Source organism: Plantactinospora sp. DSM 117369, assembly GCF_053764795.1.
The window spans coordinates 3,592,279-3,612,914 of record NZ_CM132446.1; the positions used below are offsets into that span (position 1 = coordinate 3,592,279).

Here is a 20,636-nt window from a genome sequence, read left to right on the forward strand (position 1 = left end):
AAGCCCGGTCCTCCGCCGTCGTCTCCGCAGGTCAGTGCGGTGGAAACGGTTGTCGAATTGTGATCAGCGTGGCGTCGCCCCGGCGCCGTCCCGCTTCGTGCAGGCGAGATCCGACGGAGCGAATTCGTTGGTCGAATAGACGGCGAGCACCGAGAAGCAGTAATCGAGCTTGGGGTTCAGCGCGTTCACCTTGTATGTGGTCTCGCCGGCACTGAGCGTAGTCATCGGCTTGGTCTGCTGGCCGGCACGGGCACCCGCGACGACGAACGGCACGGTCCCGCCGCTCGGGTCGGTCCAACTGACGGTGATAGCGGTGCCCTCGTCGATCAGCTTCACGTCGGTCGGCGGTTCACCGGCGACGACCGGCTCGCCGCGCTCGTCGGTCGGTCCCTGCTCCGGCGAGCCGCTCTTGTCCACCACCACCGCGACCACCACCACGATCGCGGCGACCACCGCCGCGGCGGCGGCGACCGCGGCGGCCACCGTGGAGCCACGGCCACGATTCGGCTCGGGGGCCGGAGCCGGCGGGGTGGGACTGGGGGTCGGGGTGATCACCGGGTACGACTCGAGCTGCGCGACCGACTGCGCCGAGTACGGCGGGTACGTCGACGGTGCCTGCTCGGCGGGGCTCGGGGCGTACGACGAGGGCTGTGGTTCGGTCGGCCGCCCCGACGCCGGTTCGGTGCCCGGCAGGTACGCCGGGGAGGTGGCGGCCGACTGGAACAGGCCACCGCCGGCCGGTCGGGTCGGCGGTGCGGACAGTGGCGGCGTGGCGGTTGGCGCCGAGACCGGTGGCGGGGGTTCGGGTGGCGCCGACAGCGGTGCGGGCGGGGCGGACAGTGGCGCGGGCGGTGCCGAGAGCGGCGCGGCGGGTGCCGGCGCGGCGGGTGCCGGCGCGACCGGTTCCGGGGCGCTGCCGCCCGGTGCCTCGCCGAGGTAGTCCCGGGCCGCCCGGACCTGCCAGTGGTCGTCGCCGAGCACACCCGGCCCGAGCGAGGCGACCCGGCCGAAGTTCCGGCGCGCCTCGTGCCGGTTGCCCAACTCCTCGGCGACGGCGCCCAGTTCGAAGCTGAGCGACAGCATCAACGGATCGGCCTCGCCCCACCGACGCTGCCCGTCGACCAGCGCCTCTTCGAGCAGCCGCCGGGCCGCCGCCGGATCGTCGGCCTCCCGGTGCCACCGTGCCAGTATCCCGACGGTGGCGAGCACCTCCGGATGGTCCTTGCCGTACGCGGGCCGAGCCGCGTCGAGTGCCTGTGCGAGCAGACGTCGGGCGCCCGGATCGTCACCGCCGTCGCGGAGCGCCCGGGCCCGGCCCTGTACGGCGGCAAGTTGTGGAGGCTGAGACACGCCCGTCATGCTGCCCCCTGGACGGGGTGCCGCGCCAGCCGGGGCACTGTTCCGCCGCGCCGCTCCGACGCCCCACCAGACTCCGCACTGCCACCGGTAGGCCGCTGACCAGGGCCGACTCGGCTGTCGATCGGTCGGGGTCGAAGTTTCACGCCATCCGGTTCCCACCCTTCGGCGTCGGTGCGGCAGACGCCGCTCAGGGCGTACCGGAGCAGGCCGTAGCCCGCATCCGCCAGATCGGGCCGTGGTCCGGACCGGGTGGGGCCGGTGCGTCCGCGCCGGCCCCACCCGCAGTCCACTCCGGTCGCCTCGCCGGGTCAGCGGCTCTGCAGGGCGTCCAGGCCGACGGCCATCGCGATGACCAGCCGGCGGTCGAGCTGCGGCAGGTGGACCTCGATCACGTACCGGTCGCGCAGGCCCCACTTCTTCACCACCGAGAACGCGGGCTGGCCGCCGATGGTGAAGTCGAAGTGGTACGGCAGCCAGGACAGCGAGTCGATGAACCGGCGCAGCAGTGCGACCGGCAGGCTGCGCTCCTGGCCGGTGGCCTGCCCGAGGCCCGGCTGCTCGACGTGCCAGGTGGAGCGGAGCAGCGACGCCTTGAAGTCCTTGCGGAACAGCCCGATGGGGGTACCGGCGGCGTCGGTCACGTCGTACGTCGCGCCGAGGTCCATCACCTGACGGGCCTTGAAGCCGAGTACCGGCTGCTGCTTGGTGTCGTCCGCGTAGAGCGTCACCTGCTCCTTGAAGGCGAGCCGCTTCTGCTGCGCGAAGGCCAGCAGCTCGCCCTCGGAACCGTCCGGGTTGACCGCGTGTACCTCGTACTGGTTGACCATGAACCGGACCCGCTGCCGGACGTGGAACTGGCGTTGGGACTGGAGCACATCGAGCTGCATGGGCAGATTCCTTTTTCTGTGGGGGTGTCCGGCGTGGTGCGGCCGGCATGATCGCCACCTGCTGTGCAGGCGCAGCCTCGGAGTGTGGCACAGCGGGGCGACACTGCGCCGCCCGGTCAGGAGGCTACCGCGCTGCCCTCGCCGACCAGCCGGAGCAGGTCGAGGTCGAGCACGAGCAGCCGCCGGTAGCCGGTCCGGACCAGGTCGCGGCGGCGCAGCGCACGGAGGGCCTTCTGCAGGGTCACGTCCGCGACCCCGACCATCGAGGCCAGCTCGGGCTGGCTGAGCGCGACGCCGACCAGGATGCCCCGGTCGACCGGCTGCCCGCAGGTGGTGGCGATCTCGGCGAGCATCCGGGCCACCCGCACGTCGGCCGGGTACGCGGTGAAGTCCGCCCGGCGCTGGTTGGCCCACCGCAACCGCTCGCCCATGATCGCTCCCATGTGCAGGGCCGCACCGGGATGCCGCCCGAGGAAGCGCTCGAACGCGGCCCGGGAGACGACGTTCGACACCACCCGCCCGCAGGTGGTGACCGTGGCGGTACGCGGCCGGCCGGTCAGTGCCGCGGTCTCGCCGAGGATGTCGCCGGGCATCCGGATCGCGAGCAGGGTCTCGAAGCCCTGCACCGCCGTGGTCACCTTGACGAAGCCCCGGCGGAGCAGTTCGACGTGCGTGTCGTCGGCACCCTCGCGGATCAGCCGCCGGCCGGCCGGAAACTCCCGGGGCACCCCGAGGGCCAGCAGTTCGTCGCGGTCGGCGGGGGAGAGCCGGTGCAGGAAACTGCCGGGTGCCAGGGTCTGGGCTCGTGGCTGCGCGACACCGGACATGTGCGCCCCAACGGATCGATCGACGCGACGAGGATTACCCGCCGGATAGTACCCGACGGGTGCACCACGTCACCCCGGGTGCGCGCCGCCCGCCGACCGGGACAACGACTGCACCTGCCGTTCCGCCTCCACCACCCGGTGCGTCGCCGGCAGGTAGCGCAGCCGCCGTTCCCGCAGCGCCGCCCGGGCCGTCCGCAGCGCGCCCGCCGGATCCCGGTACGCCTGCGCCCGGGCCAGCACCAGCAGCGGACGGCCGAGGTCGAGGTCCGGGTACCGGCGGGCCAGCACGGCGGCGAGCCGCGCCTCCCGTTCTGCCGGTCGGGTCCGGCCGAGCGCGGTGAGCACCTCGGCCCGGACGAGTTGGGCCCGCAGTGCCGCGCGGCCGTGCCGGCCGTGCCGCCACCAGTCGTACCGGCGGATCGCGTCCGCCTCGTCCAGCGCCGGCCGGGCGCGGGCGGGGTCGGAATCACCGGCCGCCAGCCGCAGCCGGGCGCACAGCACCTCGGCGAGGACCAGCCGGGCCTGCCAGGTCACCTCGTGCCCGGCGCCGTAACCGGAGCCGCGCCGCTCGATTTCGGCCCGGATCAGCCGGTGCGCCTCGGCCAGGTCCGCCGCCGGTTCGTGCCGCTTCAGGTGCGGGTCGAAGGCGCCGTACCGGGCCCGATCGAGCAGTGCTGCGGCGTGGTCGGCGACCGCGACGCCGAACTGGTGCGCGCCGACCGGCCGCCGGCGGCGCAGCTCGACCTCGTCCCGCCGGAGCTGCACCACCAGGTCGAGGTCGCCGGGTTCGCCCCGCCGGCGCAGCGCGTGCACGTACTCTCGGCGGATCGCGAGCAGCGTCCGGTGGTGTTCCGGTAGCGCCGCCCCGGCGCGTTCCCGCAGGTCCAGCCAGGCGGCGAGGGAGTCCAGGACCGGTCGGCCGGGACTCGACGCCCGTTCCAGGGCGCACTCGGCCCGCAGCGTCAGCTCGGCCGACTCGCCGAGCTGCTCCGTCGCGGCCCGGTGCAGCACGGCGAGCCTGGTCGGGTCGGCGCCGTGTAGCAACACGGTGTGCAGCCGCGCCTCGAACCGGGCCACCAGCTCGGCGTCGGTCGGCCCGGCCGCCCTGGCCACCGGCTCGGCGTCGGCCGCCCCGGCCACCGGGTCCCCGTCCGGCACGCGGCCGGTGCCGCCGGTCACCGCAGCCGCCGAGGGTCCCGGGCGGACCGGTCGTCCGCCTCCTCCACCAGCAGTTCCACCGCGTCCCGGACCAGCGCCGTGGCCAGCTCGCGCACCGGCGCCGACTGCTCCGGACGCAGGGTACGCAGTTCCTCGCGCAACCCGTAGATCTGCTCGGCCAGCCCGACCAGCAGCCGGTCCGGGCTCGCGGCACGCCCCGAGACGGTGCCGAGACCGTCGCGTACCACGGCCAGTACTCCGCCGCCGACCTCGGCGAGCGGTCCGGCGGCGGCGCGCAGTGCGCTGCTCAACACGGCGAAGGCCCGGTTCGGGCTGATCCGGCCCCGCTGGATCGACACCAGGTCCTCGACTGCGCAGAGCGGTGGCGCGTACCCGAGCGCGCCGGCCAGCCCCGGGTTGTGCCGGGCCCACTCGACCAGTACGGCGACCAGCGACTCGGCGGCGGCCCGTCCGGTACCGGGCTGGAGCTGGTCGAGCCACCCCTCCCGGTACGGCCAGTACGACCACACCTTGGTCTCGTCGACGAGCTGGTCCACGGCGGTGTCCCGCAGGTAGCAGAGGGCGAGCTGATGGGCCGGGGACGTCTCCACCCGCAGCACCTCCTCGACCAGGGTGTGCCGGGCCTTGCGGCCGGTCACCTCGTAGAACGTGCTCCGGCTGCCCTTCGGCCGAACGGCGGCGACGATCTCCCGCCAGGTCAGCGCGCTGGTCCGGGGTACGGCCAGCAGTTCGGCGACGGCGCGGTAGTAGACGGTCCGGGTTCGCCAGTGGGCGCGTTCGGTGCTGTCCGTACCGGCCAGCCGCCGGCGCCAGCGCCCGCTCACCGTGTCGGCCAGCCCGTACGGCACCGGGGTTGACGACAGATGCATCCGACTCTCCTCTCGGCTGGGCCGAGCGTGGCAGGGCACGGACGGGCAGATCACGTACCAGTAAGGGGTCTGCCCGTCGGGTGTCGGACGGCAGGGTCTACCGGGGCCGGTCGCTACCGGCCCTGATAGCGGAAGCCGGCCCAGGCGGCGGGACCGACCTCGCCGACCGGGCCGGGCAACACCGGGGCCAGGTGCGGCGGCGGGACCCGGTCCGGGTCGAGCAGCCAGCGGTAGCTGGCGTGCACCGCCTCCGCCGGTGCCATGCCGCAGTCGGCGAGGAAGTGGTGCACCATCGCCAGCAGCGCCGGATGCCCGGCCGGCCCACCGGTCCAACCCGATCCGGCGACCCCGGCCGCACCGCTCGCGATCAGTGCGGTGGCCGGGGTCAGCGCGATGTCGTAGCCATCGCCGAGCAGATCGGTGCCGTCCAGGGATGCGGTGACCAGCCCACCGGTCGGTCCGCCGGCCGGGTGCCGGAGCAGGCGCCCCGCCGGCAGGGCCTCCGGTGGCTGCCCGGGTTCGGCGCCGGCCAGCTCGAACCACGGGCCGGTGGGTGGCGCGGCCAGCACGGCTCGGCAGGCCAGATGCACCAACGACGGGCCGGCGGAGGCCCGGGAGAGGGTCTCGCGCAGGCCCTCCGGGGTGGCCGGCCGGTCGGCCGGGTCGCCGGTGTGGCCGAGCCCGGACGACCTCGGGTAGAGCAGCCGGCGTACCGCCAGCGTGGCGTACGCGGCGGCGCCGTCGTGGCCGAGCGGGTTGACCAGGAACACCGGGTCTCGGGTCACCGGCGGCGGGATTCGACCGCTGGCCGCGACGAGTTCGCTGGCCGAGCTGGCGTAGCCGAGTACCAGCGTGGCGCCGGCGTACCGGTGTGTCGCCGGCCCGGTGGACTCGCGGGCGGCATGCCACGGCACCCGGCCGAGCGGACCGTGCGGCACCAGCACCAGGCGAGCCGGACGCTCCGATCCGACGCTCTCCGGCAGGCTCTCCAGCAGGGGCCCGATGGCGGCGGGCCAGGCCCAGTCGCAGACCTCGGGCAGCGCCGGCCCGGGATCGGTGCCGGCGAGGAAGCGAGCGACCGGACCGCCCGGCGGGACCACCAGGCCGGGCGGGGAGAGCGTGCCGACCTGGCCGGCGGCGCTGACCCAGACCACCCGGCCGGGGAGCAGGTAGGCCAGCAGGTCCGCGCCGACGTCCCGGAGCGCGGCGGCGGTCTCCGGCACCGTCGGTACCGCAGCTGCCGCGAGGCCGAGCGCGGCGCGTACCCGCTGGTGCAGTGCCGGCGGCGGGGCCAGGTCGAACAGGTCGCACAGGGCGGCCGGCACCAGCGGGGTGGGCTCGGCCCGGCGCCACTCGGCCGCGAGGTCCGGCTGCCCGGCCTCGACCAGCCGGTCCGGTACGTCGCCGGCCGTGGTCGCCGCGAGCGTGGTCAGGGCGCGGACCAGTTCCACCGCCTCGGCGGCCCCGTCCCGCCACCCGTCGGCGGCGCACCAGTCGGCAACGGTCAGCCCGAACGCCGACGCGGCCCGGGCCACGGCCGGCCGCCGTTGCGCGCCGGGCTCCGTCGGCAGTGCCTCGGCGGCGGCCCGCAGCGCGGCCAGCCCGGTCCGGGTGGCCCGCTCGTGGCCGCCGCGCCCCGTCTCCGCCCACCGCCGGTACGCGACCGCCAGATCGCGCAGCACCGACTGGGTCAGGTTTCCCGGACGGTCGGCCAGCTCCTCCCGCGCCTGCCCGAGGTGGCGGACGGCGAGTTCCAGATCGGACGTGGTGGCGCCGGAGACGGCCCGGGTCAGGTGGGCGGAGCCGAGCGCGGCGAGCAGCACGGTACGGCCGATCGGCAGGCGTTCCCCGGCGACATCGAGGCTGCCGGTCAGCAGCTCCACCGCCCGATCGGCGGCGGCCGGGTCGCCGGCCCGGGCCGGTGGCAGCGCCGCGAGCCCGGCCAACGCCACCAGCCCGGGGCGGTCGGTGTGGTAACCGGGCACCGCGCGTACGGCCGCGGCCAGCAGGTCGGCGGCGCGGGCCGGGCCGTCGGCACCGGCCCGCACCAGGTGGCCGAGGGCGAGCCCGGCGGCCAGCCGGCTCCGCCAGGGGTACGCCTCCGGTACCGCGCCGAGCGCGTCGTGCAGGGCGTCGACCGCTGTGCCGAGCCCCGCCCGGTCGCCGTCCCGGACCGCCTCGGCGAGCCGCCCGAGGCAGCGCAGTGCGCGTACCACCGACAGTCGGTGGTGGTCCGCCCCGGTGGCGTGCTGCTGCGCCGCCAGCACCTGGCCGGTCAGCTCGACGAGTTGTCCGGGGTCGAGCCGGGCGTGGGCCGGGCCACCGAGGGCGTACCGGTGGTCGACCAGCACGCCGAGCAGCCCGAGCGCGGCCGGGGCCATCGGGGAGCCGGGGGTGAGCGGGGTGACCGACTCCCGCAGGTGGCCGGCGGCGCGGCGGAGGTCGTCCGGCCGTCCGGTCCAGTGGCCCCGCAGGGCCAGGGCCAGCGCGGCCAGCAGGTGCTCACCGCTCCGGCCCGAGGGCTCCGCTCCGGCGTCGCCCAGCACCGACTCGGCCAGCGCGACGACCCGGTCCGCCGGTCCGGCCGGCCGGTAGGCCAGCGCCGCCAGGGTGGCGTCGACCAGCAGTACGGCGGTGGCGTCCGGCAGGCTGCCGTCCTCGCCCAGCTCCCGCAGCCGGGACATCCGGGACAGGTGTTCGGCGCTGCCGGGGTCGCCGCCCTCGCCGGTGAGCCGGGCGAGCTCCTGCACCAGGGCCGGCAGCATCATCCGGACCCCGGAGTGCTGCTCGATCAACTGCTGCATGGCGTTGCCCAGCGAGCCCGGCTCGGCCGGGTCGCCGAAGCGCTGGGTGAACATCCCGGCCCGCATGGCGGCGAGCTGGTCGTGGCCCGGGGCGCCGGGGCCGCCGACGTCCATGGCCTGCCGGAGCGTCCGCATCATGCCGTCGAGGTCGAAGCTCGCGGCCGGGCCGCCCAGCCCGGAGAGGCTGCGGATCAGGTCGACCTGGGAGAGCATCAGCGCTCCCATCTGGTGGATCTGCGGCTGCACCGGCGGCGCGTCGACAAGTTGCCGGAACAGGCTGGCCGCGAGGTCGAGGTCGCGGCGCCGGGACTCCTTGTCGCCGCGCTGCATCGCGGTGACCATGGCGAAGACGTCACCGATGTCGACCGTCCGGGCGCCGCCCACCATCCCGGCCTGCGGCATCGCCCGCAGTTGCAGCAGGGTGCCGCAGAAGTACCGGCCCACCTCCAGGTCGGCGGCGGGCAGGTCCGGATGGGCCATCGACTCGACGAACAGGTCGATCGCCTCGTCCCGGTCGGCGTCGGACCTTCCGCCGCCGACGAACCTCATTCCCAGCAGCCGGGCCAGTACGGTGGCGACCTGCGGCCGCCACGGGTCCCGCTCGGCGAGCAGCCCGTACGCCTCCCGCAGCGCCGCCACCGAGTCGTCGAGGTCGGTGGCGGCGCTCGGCAGGTTGTGCTGCGTCGCCCGCCCGTAACGATCGGCGTACGCCCGACCCAACTCGAGCAGCGGTCCGATCCGGGCAGTGCCGGAGACGCCCGACAGCGCGGCCCGGAGCCGGCCGATCCGTTCGTCGGTGCCAGGGGTATTGATCATCGGTTTCCTCGGGGAATTCGTCACCGGCGATCGGAACCGGATCGGGTACGGCCGGAAAGGGACGGCGTCGCGCCGGCCGAATTCGGTATACCGCACCGGACACCGCGATCACAATGTACCGATGGGCCAACAGATTCCGGCCGGTGCGTTCCATCCAATGGCTGAATTCCCCGGAATGGCGCCGATCTCTGGAGTGACTGGTCCGGGCCGCTCGTCGCAGTACCCATTCGATTGTTGAATCGCCGGTGCCGGCGGTGCCACGCTCGTCCGTGCCGAGACCGGTCCCATTCCCGGATCTGGGCGCCGCACGAACTCCGCTCTCCACCCCGGCACGAGATCTCCGGATGGCCGCACGAACCGGATCTGTCCACCCGAGCCAGAAAGTGACGTCATGGCCCACACCTCGGAGGACGCGACGGATCTGGACCGGGCCCCGATCCGTCCGGCAGACCTGCTCGCCTCGGTCACGCTCCATCCGACCGACGGCCGGGGCAGCCCGGACCCGGCGGCCGAGCCGACCGCTACAGTCCGTTGTGGGCGCCCGCTCAGCTATCCGGTGCCGGCCGGGGACCTGCCGATGGCGCTGCGGCAGCGGATCGCCGCGACCGGGGAGCGCTGCTTCGGAGTGCTGTTCGCGTTCGACCTCGCCGCGCTGCCGCCCGGCCACCGGTACAGCAGCGCCCGGCTCCAGGTACGGCTGGCCGACCCCCGGGTCATCGCTCTCCGGCTCGACCAGGACGCCGACACCCTCGGCCTCGGGTACGGGCCGGACGGGATGTTCCCGGCCTCCGGCGCGGCCGCCCGGGCACTGGTGGCCGGCCGGGACCGCCCCGGCTGGCTGGGCCGGCTGCTGCCCCGCTCGGGTGAGGCCCGGCCCTGGCCCACCGGCACCCAGAGCCACCGCTTCGGCTGGGTCTACCACGACCCGGAGGGCGACCGCCCGGTGCCGCACCACCTCGTGCTGCATGCCCTGGTCGCGGCGCCGGCCGGCACGGCGGAGCTGACCGGCACGCTCGCGGTGCAGGTCGAGGTGGTGCGTTCGCTGCGCGGGCGGCGGCACCCGCGCCCCGGCGACCTGCGCGAGGCGGTGCCGTTCACCGAGCCGCTGCCGATCGTCGCCACCGGACCGACCGGTGCGGCGGTACGGCTCTGCGTCGCCGCCGACGTCGAGGGGTACAGCCGGCGCGGCAACGCCGCCGCGGCCCGGATCCAGCGGCACCTGGTCCGGCTGCTGGCCAGCGCCCGGCGCCGGACCGGGGTCGACGAGTCCACGGTGGACCTCCAGCCGCAGGGCGACGGCCAGTTCGCCGTACTGCCGGCCGGGATCGACGAGTCCGTGGTGGTGCCGGGGTTCCTGGCCGGGCTGCCGTCGGCACTGGCCGAGGCGAACCGGCAACTCGGTGACGACGCCATCCGGCTGCGGGTGGCGCTGCACCGGGGGCTGGTCGAGCCGGGCGCCAACGGCTGGGTGGGCAGCGCGGCGATCGCCGTGCACCGGCTGCTCGACTCGGCACCGGTACGCGCCGCGCTCCGCGAGCATCCCGGCCCCGGTTTTGTCGTCGTGCTCCCCGACTTCCTCTATCAGGACGTCGTGCTGCCCGGCCCGATGCCGGCCGACGACTTCCGGGACATCACCGTCGAGTTGCCGGAGAAGAACTTCGTCGCCCGCGGCTGGCTGCGGGTCTGTGACCTGTCCGGCTGAGAGGGGAGCCATGCCCGCGCTGTACGCGCTGCTGGTCGGGATCGACCGGTACCGGAGGGTGGCGACGCCGCTCGGCGGATGCCGCAACGACGTGACCGCGGCGGCGGAGTTCCTGCGGCACCGGGTCGACCCGGGCACCGAACCGGTGATCCGGCAACTCTGCGACGAGGAGGCCACCCGGGCGGCCGTGATCGACGGCTTCCGCTCGCACCTGCGCCGGGCCGGCCGGGGCGACACCGCGATGTTCTGGTTCAGCGGCCACGGGTCGTACGCCCCGGTCTGGCCGTCGGTCTGGCATCTCGAACCGAGCGGCGAGTTGCAGACGCTGCTCTGCGTGGACAGCCGGCACGACGGCGTACCCGACCTCTACGACAAGGAGATCGCGGTACTCACCGACGAGGTGGCGGCGAGCGGCGCGCACGTGGTGCTGGTGCTGGACTCCTGCCACTCCGGCGGGGCGAACCGGTTCGGGGCGGCCACCCGGGCGGCGCCCCGGGTCGAGGAGCCGCCGCCGCTGGAGTCGCTGCTGCCGGAGCTGGTGACCCGGGAGGCCGACGGGACGGTCAGCGGCGTCTACGCCGGCCGGGCCGAGCACGTCGCGCTGGCCGCCTGCCGGCACGACGAGCAGGCCGTCGAGACCCTGCACTACAGCGACCGGGCGCGCGGCCTGTTCAGCGCGGCGCTGCTCACCGTCGCCGGGCGGCTCGGGTCGGGGGCGACGTACCGGGAACTGCTGACCGCGGCCCGGTGCGAGGTGGAGAACCTGGTCGGGCACCAGGTGCCGCAGCTTTTCCCGGTGGCCGGCACCCAGGCCGACCAGCCGTTCCTGGGTGGCCGGGTGCGGACCGTCGGCGCCAGCATGACGATGCGGTTCGTCCGGGGCGACTGGGAGCTGGACGCCGGGACCTGTCACGGGCTGCCCGGCACCGATCCGGACGGCGCACTCCGGGTCGCGCAGCGCGGCGTACTGCCGGTCCGGGAGGCCCGGGTGACCCGGGTGCTGACCGAGCGGAGCGTCGTCCGTCCGGTGGGCTGGCAGCCGGACCGGGAGCGGCAGTACCCGGTGGTGGTGAGTTCGGTCCCGCTGCCGCCGACCACGGTGACGATCGACGACACCGACCGGGCCGCGGCGGCCCGGCTGGTCGCCGCACTGGACCGGGCCGGCCCGGGCGGCGGGCCCTCCCCGCACCTGCGGGTCGTCGATCCGGCCGCCGGGCCGCCGCCGGAACTGCGGGTGGTGCTGCCCGTGCCGGACCGGATCCGGATCTGCGACGACGACGGCGTACCGCTCGCCGGTGACCTGGTCGGTGCCGGTACCGAGCTGGTCGAGCGGGCGGTCCGGGCGCTGGAGCACATCGCCCGCTGGCGCCAGGTCCGCGCGCTGGCCAACCCGCTGTCCGGGCTGGCCGGCGGGGTGATCCTGGAACTCGTCCCCACCCGTCCCGGGGACGGGGTGGTGCCGCTGCACCGGCCGGGACTGCCGGCCGGCGGGGACGGCGCGGTCCGGCTCCGCTACCGGTATGCCGACGGCCGCTGGTGGCCGCCGACCGCCTTCGTCCGGATCCACAACGGCACCGACCGGCGACTCTACTGCGCATTGCTCGACCTGACCGAGGGGTACCGGATCCATCCCGACCTCTTTCCCGGAGGCTTCGTCGCCCCCGGTGGCACCGCCGCCGCACTCGACGGCCGGCCGATCCGGTTCACCCTGCCGGCCGGACGGCCGACGACACCCGGCGGGCGCACCCGGGACTGGCTGAAGCTGCTGGTCGCCGAGGAGGCGTTCGCCGCCCGGCCGTTCCAGATGCCACCGCTGCACGAGCCGTGGCCGGCCGACTCCCGCACCCCGACGGCCCTGCTCGGCGTCCTCGACCGGCTGGGCCGGCAACTGGTGCACCGGGACGCCGTACCGGACACGCCCGCCGCGTACGACTGGACGGCGACCACCCTGCCGGTGCTGACCGAGGTGCCGGCGGCCGAGGACCCGCCGCGTCCCCGGGTCCGGCCGGACGGCCGGACCCGGCCCGGCCCGCTGCCGGCGCCGGTGGACGGTCACCGCTGAGTTTCCCCCACCGGGAGCCGGATGCGGGCGCCCGACTCCCACCTGCCGGCACGCCGCCGCGAGGCGAGGCCGGGAGGGTTCACTGTCCGAAGTGGTTGAAGCCGGCCCAGCCGACCAGGTCCTCCGGATCGATCGCCGGCATCCGCTCGCGCAGCGCCCTCGGCATCCCCGGCGGCACCCGGCGATCCGGGTCGAGCATCCAGAGCTGGGCCAGCCGCAGCGCCTGGGCCGGCCCCTGCCGGTCCACCGCCAGATAGTGGTGCAGCATGTACATCAACAGCGAGGTGGCGTCGTCGGGGACCGGCCAGAGCGAGCCGACCACCGAGCGGGCACCGGCCATCAGGAAGACCGTGGCGAGCGAGTACGCCTCGTCGTAGACGCGTCCGGGTACCGCACTGGAGCAGGCCGCCAGCACCACCGTGCCGAGCCGGAAGCCGCCCGCCGACCGCTGCGCCGCGTCGGTGATCCGCTCGGCGGTCAGCGGCGTACGCCCACCCGGCCCGGCCAGCACCAGGTACGACCGCTCCGGCCCGTCCGGCACCACGGCGCCGTGACAGGCCAGGTGCAGTACGCCCCGGTCGGCGGTCAGGGCCGAGCCGAGCCAGTCCAGCACCTCGTCCGGGGTACCCGGCCCGGTCGCCGCGCCCTCGCCGGGCCGGCCCAGGTAGGGCGCGGCGGGATAGAACCTGTTCCGGATCGCGGTCGCCTCCGCCCCGGCGTGCGCGAGGTCGTCGGTCGGGTTGCCGACCACCAGGCTCGCCGTGTCGATCGGCACCGGTTCGCGTTGCACGGTGCCGCAGAACATCCGCGCCGACGCCGCGTACGAGACCACCGCGTCCTGCAGGACGTACCGGCCGCCGGGTGACCGGGCGGCATGCCACGGCACCAGCCCGAACGCCCCCATCGGCACCAGCACCAGCCGGTACGGCCGGGAGAACTGCCGGTCGGCGCAGTTTCGCAGGACCGCCTCCATCGCCGCGTACCAGGCCCAGTCGGAGAGCCGGCGCAGCGCATCGGCGGCCTCCGACTCGGCCGTCGTCACGTCGACCGGGTCGGCCGGCCCCGCGTCCCGGGTACCGGCCGTGGTCCGCCGGCCGGCGAGCCGGGTGCCGAGGTAGTCGTCCAGGGCGCTGAACCGTGCCCCGAGCATCGTCAGCACCGTCAGCTCCGGATCGCCGCGCGCCGGCACCACCACCACGACCGGGGCTCGCTCGCTCGTCGCCGGCACCAGGTACACCAGCGCGTCCGCACCGGCCGAGCGGAGCGCCCCGGCGATCTCCGCCGGCTCCGGGGGGTCGAGCAACTCGATCCGGCCACCGGCCCCGATCGACTGCTCGTGGTCGAGCAGCGCCCGCATCACCCGCTGGCGCAGCCGGGCCGGGATCGGCACCCCACCGGCCGCCCCGGAGCGCCACTCGGCGGCGAGGTCCGACCGACCGGCCGCGGCCAGCAGCTCCGGCACGTCCCGGCTGCGTGAGGCGGCCTGCAACACCAGGCCCCGGCAGGCGTCCAGGGCCCGCACCGCCTGCCCCGGCTCCCGGTCCGTCACGCACCAGCCGAACACCTCGGTCGCGTCGTCGAGGGCGTCCCGGCCGGCCAGCGCCGCCTCGGCGGTACCGGTCTGCACCAGCGTCCGCCAGGCGTACCCGCGCAGCGCCTGCAACCCGGCCTCCCGGCTGGCCGCCCGGTCGTCCCGGCCCCGGTCGTCCCGGGCCCGGTACGCCCGGCTCAGCCACGACATGCTCGCCGACCAGAGCGGGTGGGCCGGGTCCGCCACGTACGGCCGGACCCGCTCCAGCAGCTCGATGGCCCGTTCGGCGTCGTCGAAGCTGCGCCACGCCTCCAGCCTGGTCATGTACAGACCGGCCAGCAGGACCCGCAGGGTCAGCGCGCTCTGGTCGCCGGCCGGCATCGGGTCGATCCGTTCCCGCAACCGGGTGATCTGCCGGTCGAGCGCCGCCGCGTCGTAACCGGCCGCCGCGCTGCCGGCCCGGGCCAACATGGCGTAGACGTCCAGGGTCGGGTCGGACGGACCGACGTCGGTCCCGGTCACCGTCGAGATCTGCTCGGCGACCTCCTCCAGCAGGCGTGGATCGGGGCTCTCCGAGGTGGCGATGCGGCGCCACCGGTCGGTCAGCGTCAGCAACGGTTCCAGTGCCCTGCGCCGGGCGTCCTCCGCCGGCACACCGGCCAGCCCGGCGCGGAGTTCGGCCGCCGCCGCGTCCATCTCGGACCAGTCGCGGAACTGGAAACCGTGCATCAGCCGGATGGCGGCGTCCTGCAACCGCAGCAGCGCCCGCTGCCGGTCGGTCAGGTCGGCGCGGTCGGCGATCTCCGCGTGCTCCGCCATCGCCCGGGTCAGTCCGCCCAGGTCGTCGCCGAGCTGGGCGCCGAGCTGCCGCAGCCCGCTGAGCACCATGTCGAGGTCGTTGACGGTGCCGCCGGTGGCCGTCCGCCGGGCCTCGGTGAGCGCGGTGAGCGCGTCCTCCAGCGGGCCGGGGTCGCCCGGCCGGGCGGCGAGCATCCCGTGCATGCCGTCCAGGACCAGCATCCGCTGCCGGAACTGCGGATCGTCCGGATACGCCGTCCGCGCGGCGGCGATCAGTTCGGCGGTGCCGGGGTGCTGTGTGAGGCCGTCCTGGCCGGTGGGGAGGACGGTGAGCAGCATGTTGGCGAACCGCGCCCGCTCCGGTGCGGTGACCGGAAGGGCGCGCCAGGCGTCGAGCGCCCGGTCCAGCAGGCGCAGGGACTCCTCCCGGGACGGTGGTGCCGCGTTTTGCCCCGGCAGGGGTGGCAGGACGAGCGGCTCGGCCGGCTTTCCGTCCGGCCCGGACTCCGCCGCCGCGGTGCGGTCGACCTCCGCCCGCATCCCGGCGTACGCCTCGCCGAGTACCGTCCCGTCGTCGGGCCGCGCCGGCAGGCCACGGGTCAGCCGCTCGGCGACCAGCATGCCCCGGATCGTCGTGAGGTTCTCGCGCTCGGCCGCGGCTGCGTCCAGCTCGGCGATCGCCTCGCCCAGTTCGGTCTCTGCCGTGGTCAGGTCGTCGACCTGCCCGCTGTACCGGTAGCGCGTCCAGCCGAGCATCGCCCGGGCGGCCAGCAGGCCGGGGCGGGCCGGGTCGTCGGCGGCGCACCGGTCCAGTGCCACGTACACCCAGCGCCGCCCGGCGGCGACGTCGGCGGCTGCCGCCGTACGGTCGCCGGCGGCGAGCAGCAGTGCCGCCCGGTCGTGGTGCAGCCGGGCCAGGCCGTCGAGCAGTTCCGCCGAGAGGTAGGGGTCGTCCGGCGAGTCCTCGGCCGCCAGCCCGTCGAGGTGGTCGACGGCGGCGTCCAGGTCCTCCCGCCGCTGGGTCCGCCGCCAGCGCTCGAACCGGGCCGTCCCGGCCGCCAGCCGGGCGTCGTACCACCAGTCCACCGCCGCGTCCGGGTCGTCCCGGGGATCGCGTCCGGCGGCCACCTCCAGCTCGCTGACCGCCCGGTCCAGATCGGTCGGGGCGGCAGCCAGCCCGTACCGTTCGATCAGGGCCTTGCCGAGCCGGTGCCGGGCCGGCCCGACGAGTTCCGGGGCGCATTCCTCCGCGCCGGCCACCTCGGCGGACAACTCGATCACCTGGTTCAGCGCGGTCGGATCGGCGTCGGTGACGTAACGGTCGGTCCAGGCACCACCCAGCCACCAGGCCACGTCGAGGGCGAGTTCGGACTCCTTCGGCAGCGCCTCCCTGGCCTCCTGGAGCGCCGCCATCGCCGTCCGCAGTGCGGCAGCGACCTCCTCCGCCCCGCATTCCGGCCCGCTCGTCCCGCCGCCCGGACCGGCCGGTTCGCGGGGCGGCTGATTGGCCAGGGAGAGGTAGCGCTGCCAGCAGACCCGGGCCACCTCGTAGCGGAGTCCGGCGCGGTGTTGGGCCAGCACGTAGGCCCGGTACTCCGGATCGGTGTCGAAGGCGGTCAGCTCCGCGCGCAGGTCGGCGAGTTCCCGGGTCAGCTCGGCCAGCTCCGATGCGGGGTCGGGATCCGGCGCGGGAGCGTCCGGGCCGGGTTCGTCGGTGCTCGTCCCGCCCATCATGGCCTCCTGACCCGATTCCGGGCCGGGCCTCCACCGCCCGCACTCGGCCCGGCCGCGCGAACCGGTTCCGCCACCCGGACCGGCTGAGTCCCACTGCCGCGCCTGGCGTCGCCTCCTCCGCCAGCGCCGGGCTCGGCGGCGTCCGCCTCGGTCACCTGCTCGGCATCGAGTCGGGTCATCCGGTGTGCGTGCAACGCCGCGCCCTTGGCCACGCCGAGGTCGGGCTCGAACAGCCGGGGACGCCAGCCGAACTCGGCGGAGAGCGCGGCGGCGATCATCGGCATCCGGCTCGCCCCGCCGACCAGGAGACAGCGGTCGACGTCCGACACGCCGGCCCGGGCGACCGCGCCGAGCAGCCCGCGCAGCAGGACCAGCGCACGGTCCACCAGATCCCGGGTGGCGGCCTCGAAGTCGTCCCGGCTCACCGTGACGGTGACGCTGTGCCCGGCGTACCGGATCGGGACCCGGTGGACCGGGAAGCCGGACAGTGCCCGCTTGACCCGTTCGGCGGTCAGCGCCAGCCCGGCCATGAAGACCTCGTCGGCGGCCGGGTCGTCGTCCGGCGCCGCCCGGGCGACGAACTGCTCCAGCAGCAACGCCATCAGCCGGCGGTCCCAGTCCACGCCGCCCAGTCCGGGGTCGCCGTCGGTGGCCAGCACCTGGATGCGCCGCCCCAGCCGCAGTACCGTGCCGTCGAAGACGCCGCCGCCGAGGTCGTACACCAGGGCGGTGCCGCTGCCCACGCCCGTGGCGTTGCCGTAGTGCAGTGCGGCGGCGACGGCCTCGCTGACCAGCGCGAGCGGGCGTACCCCGGCCAGCAGGCAGGACCGCCGCGTCACCTCGCGCTGCCGAGGACCGAAACAGGCCGGCACCGTCACCACCGCCGGCACGCTCCGCCCCGACCACGACCCCGGCACCGCGCCCCGGACCAGGGTACGGAGGATCAGCGCGCAGACCGCCTCCGGCGGGTACTCGACGTCGTCGAAGCAGTGTGACCGGTTGCCGTCCAGATCCCGTTTGACCAGTGCGACCATCCGGTCCGGCGTCGACTGGCCGGCGACCTGCGCGGCGGCACCGACCAACACCGAGCGACGCGACTCGAAGCACACCACCGACGGGGTGGTCTCCTCGCCCAGCGGGTTCGGCAGGATCATCGGCCGTCCACTGCTGTCCACCATGGCCACCGCGGATCGGGTGGTGCCCAGGTCGATACCGAGCGGAGTCATCTCGTACGCACGCCTTCCGTCACCGCCCCCCGACCGGAGCGGCGCTCCTTCGACGACCTCTGGTCCGGATGAGTCACCGGCTTCCGCCGAAGGGTTTGTTCGGCACGGGTAAACCAGCGAACCTTTTCGACCCGACGGTGACGATCCGAACCGTAAATGGCGGTGCCGGAGCCGGTCCAGATCGATTCCGCTCTCCTGACTGATCTACCCCGCGCTAATGCCCGAACGGAGCGCCGCACCGGTCGGCGGCAGCGACGGGTACGCCAAACGGATCGTGCCGTCGGCAATTCCGCACCTGTTCCTCGGAACGGTACGGCACTTGCGGAACACGGGCGGTCGGGTCGGCCGGGATCCGGCTCCCGGCGCGGTCTGCCGGAACGCAGGAGTCGGACGCGGTGTGTGAGCGCCGCGGGGTCCCGGTCGAAAAGGCTCATCGGGCCAGTGGTTCGCATCGACGGACGCCGGGCGGGCTGCTTGGATGGGGCGTCGGTGCGATCCCGATCGGCGATGGGGCCGAGGAGAGGGAGCAGGGGAATGACCCGAGAGGACCGTTGGGACTTCTTCATCGCGTACGCGACCGCGGACCGCGCCGCCGCGGAGGAACTGTACGACCTGCTCAGTCCGCCCTTCCGGGTCTTCCTCGACCAGCGGAGCCTGCTGCCCGGCGACGACTGGGACAGCCGGCTGCCGGCGGCGCAGCGAAGCGCGGCGGTCACCCTGGTGCTGATCTCCGGTGGCACGGACCGCGCCTACTACCAGCGCGAGGAGATAGCCCAGGCCGTCGAGCTGTCCCGCCGGGAGGACGGCCTGCACCGGGTCGTGCCGATCCTGCTGGACGAGTCTGCCGGAGCCGCCCACCTTCCCTACGGTCTGCGGCTCAAGCAGGCCGTACCGGTCACCGACGCGGGTGGGTTGCGGCAGGTCGCCGAGCGGCTCCGGGACACCCTCCGGCACTGCCTGGCGCTGTCCCCGGACGAACTGCTGCGCCGGTACGAGGAGCGGACGGTGGTCGAGCGCGCCGTCCGGCTGGTACCCCGGGACGGCTTCGACCCCACCGGCCAGCTCGGCCTGAGCACCCGCAAGTACGTCTTCGTCGGCGACTACGAGGAGCAGCGGCACCGCACCCTGCGGCAGATCCTCGCCAATCTCTGGATCGGGGACGCCTTCGAGCAGGTCGACAACTCCAACGGTCCCTGGCTGGCCCTCACCTTCGACCTGGGCGAGCTGAACCGCCGCAAGATGGACCTGCTGCCGGCGACCTGGAAGGCGGCGTTCCGGATCCTCTCCGACCCGAGCCGGGCGGGGTGTTTCGAGGCGACCGACGAGGAGCGCACGCTGCTCGGCCGCCCGCCCCGGAACTACTACTCCGACGACCAGCAGGCGTGGTATTCGAGCTGCACCATCCGGGAGCGCAGGTACACCCCGTGGGGTACGGACTACTTCATCCGGGAGGTGCTGGGGATCAGTTGGCTCTGCTTCACCGGTACCGGGATCACCCAGGGGACCCGGCGGTCGACGGGGCTGCCGTCGCGGGTCTTCTTCGTCCGGAACCTGCCGCTGCGCAGCATCGACTACCAGATCCAGGACCTGGGCGTACCCGACGACGACACCGTCCTGGAATAGTCCCCGCGGCGGGATTGGAAGCCTGCCGCGCGGGTACCCGGCGGATCTCCTACGACGGAGGTTGGCAGATGTCGGAGCGGCATACGGTACTGCGCTCGATGCACGATCTCGGCCTGGCTGCCTGGTTCGGCGGCGCCTTGATGGGGGCGATCGGGGTCAACGGCGCGGCGGCGAAGGTGAGCGACTCGAGACAGCGACTGGGGGTCGCCTCGGCCGGCTGGGCCAGGTGGACCCCGGTGAACGCGGCGGCGATCGGCACCCATGTCGCCGGTGCCGCCGGTGAGCTGATCACCGAGAGTCCACGGATGCTCGTCCAGTCCGGGGTGGGCCGGATGAGCGCCGTCAAGACCGGGCTGACGGTGGCGGCGCTGGCGGCGACCGGCTACAGCCGGATGCTCGGGATGCAGTTGGAGAAGACCACCGAGGCGCCGGTGGTGGCGACGACGGCCCCGGAGAACGGCACACCGCCGGGTGTCGCGGCGCGGCAGCGGCAGTTGCGGGTGTTGCAGTGGGTGATTCCGGCCCTGACCGGCGGACTGATCGTGGTCACCGCGCTCGCCGGTGAGCAGCAGAAGCCCGGCCAGGTGGTGCAGGGCATGCTGAACCGGATGAACGGGATCACGTACCGGACCAGGAGCATGCGCGGGATGGCCGGCAAGCAGCTGCGTGGCATGGCCGGCAAGGGCCTGGGCGGGATGGCGGTGGCCAGGGGCATGCGCGGGATGGCCGACAAGGGCATGGCCGTCAAGAACCTGCGCGGCATGGCGATCAAGGCGATGCCCGGGATGGTGGGGATGCGGATCGTCCGGCAGGCGGTCGCGAAACTGCGGCACTGACGGCCCGGCCCGGCGACGTCCGCCGGCCCGGACCGGACTGGCGGGGGAGAGGGTCCGGAAACCCCTGCCCGGGTACGGCGTCTCGCCGAGCGCCGAGGGTCCTACCTGCGGGACCGGGCCGTCCCGTACTGCGGGAAGTCCACCCCCGACGCCGGGCCCGGGAGCGGCACCGTCCCCGATTACCCCCGCCCCCGCTGCCTCCGCCCGCCGTTCCCGTGACCACGGCGGCCGGGCCCGACCGGCAGCCCGTCCGCCCGGTGTGAACTGCGGAAACGTCCCCGGCATCCGGGGACGTTCCGGAGTGGTCGGCCATAGGTTCTCGGCGCTGTGGTGTCAATGGACTGATGACTGCTGATAGTTCGGTCCGATCGCCTCTGGCATGG

At 74.7% G+C, this 20,636-nt stretch carries 12 protein-coding genes; 4 read left to right on the plus strand and 8 right to left on the minus strand.

Annotation, left to right across the window (positions count from 1 at the left end; translation table 11 throughout):
- Positions 1-63: 63 nt before the first annotated feature.
- The 6 genes from ACSMXO_RS15695 to ACSMXO_RS15720 all read right to left on the minus strand — a co-directional run bounded on the left by ACSMXO_RS15695 (position 64) and on the right by ACSMXO_RS15720 (position 8,741).
- Positions 64-1,350, minus strand: a complete 1,287-nt coding sequence (locus ACSMXO_RS15695) for a tetratricopeptide repeat protein (protein WP_455418296.1) — start codon at positions 1,348-1,350, stop codon at positions 64-66.
- A 317-nt stretch (positions 1,351-1,667) separates the two neighbouring features.
- Positions 1,668-2,246, minus strand: a complete 579-nt coding sequence (locus tag ACSMXO_RS15700; RefSeq protein ID WP_346261893.1) for an LURP-one-related/scramblase family protein — start codon at positions 2,244-2,246, stop codon at positions 1,668-1,670.
- A gap of 116 nt (positions 2,247-2,362) precedes the next feature.
- Positions 2,363-3,073, minus strand: coding sequence for a Crp/Fnr family transcriptional regulator (locus tag ACSMXO_RS15705; RefSeq protein WP_346261894.1), 711 nt, complete (start codon positions 3,071-3,073; stop codon positions 2,363-2,365).
- A gap of 69 nt (positions 3,074-3,142) precedes the next feature.
- Complete coding sequence (locus ACSMXO_RS15710; protein ID WP_455418297.1) at positions 3,143-4,252, minus strand: hypothetical protein; 1,110 nt, start codon at positions 4,250-4,252, stop codon at positions 3,143-3,145.
- Complete coding sequence (locus tag ACSMXO_RS15715; protein ID WP_455418298.1) at positions 4,249-5,121, minus strand: hypothetical protein; 873 nt, start codon at positions 5,119-5,121, stop codon at positions 4,249-4,251. Before ACSMXO_RS15715 ends, ACSMXO_RS15710 begins: the two co-directional genes overlap by 4 nt.
- Before the next feature lie 113 nt (positions 5,122-5,234).
- Positions 5,235-8,741: a CHAT domain-containing protein gene (locus ACSMXO_RS15720; RefSeq protein WP_455418299.1), complete on the minus strand. Its 3,507-nt coding sequence runs from the start codon at positions 8,739-8,741 to the stop codon at positions 5,235-5,237.
- 391 nt (positions 8,742-9,132) lie between these two features.
- Here ACSMXO_RS15720 and ACSMXO_RS15725 point away from each other — a divergent pair, with 391 nt between their 5' ends.
- Both ACSMXO_RS15725 and ACSMXO_RS15730 read left to right on the plus strand, forming a co-directional pair.
- Entirely contained in the window at positions 9,133-10,443 is a 1,311-nt protein-coding gene (locus ACSMXO_RS15725) for a hypothetical protein (protein WP_455418300.1), read from the plus strand.
- Between the two features lie 10 nt (positions 10,444-10,453).
- On the plus strand, positions 10,454-12,505 hold the full coding sequence (locus ACSMXO_RS15730; RefSeq protein ID WP_455418301.1) for a caspase family protein: 2,052 nt from the start codon (positions 10,454-10,456) through the stop codon (positions 12,503-12,505).
- 79 nt (positions 12,506-12,584) lie between these two features.
- Here the strand turns inward: ACSMXO_RS15730 and ACSMXO_RS15735 are convergent, their stop codons facing one another.
- Positions 12,585-16,568: a CHAT domain-containing protein gene (locus ACSMXO_RS15735; RefSeq protein ID WP_455418302.1), complete on the minus strand. Its 3,984-nt coding sequence runs from the start codon at positions 16,566-16,568 to the stop codon at positions 12,585-12,587.
- Positions 16,565-17,794 carry an Hsp70 family protein gene (locus ACSMXO_RS15740; RefSeq protein ID WP_455418303.1) on the minus strand — a complete coding sequence of 410 codons (1,230 nt, stop codon included), beginning with the start codon at positions 17,792-17,794 and terminating at the stop codon, positions 16,565-16,567. Before ACSMXO_RS15740 ends, ACSMXO_RS15735 begins: the two co-directional genes overlap by 4 nt.
- Before the next feature lie 534 nt (positions 17,795-18,328).
- On the opposite strand from ACSMXO_RS15740, the gene ACSMXO_RS15745 reads away from it, so the two are divergent.
- Together ACSMXO_RS15745 and ACSMXO_RS15750 are read left to right on the plus strand one after the other, a co-directional pair.
- A complete protein-coding gene (locus tag ACSMXO_RS15745; RefSeq protein ID WP_455418304.1) occupies positions 18,329-19,417 on the plus strand; it encodes a toll/interleukin-1 receptor domain-containing protein in 1,089 nt (362 codons plus the stop codon).
- Between the two features lie 68 nt (positions 19,418-19,485).
- Positions 19,486-20,253, plus strand: a complete 768-nt coding sequence (locus tag ACSMXO_RS15750; RefSeq protein ID WP_455418305.1) for a hypothetical protein — start codon at positions 19,486-19,488, stop codon at positions 20,251-20,253.
- The last annotated feature ends 383 nt before the right edge of the window (positions 20,254-20,636 follow it).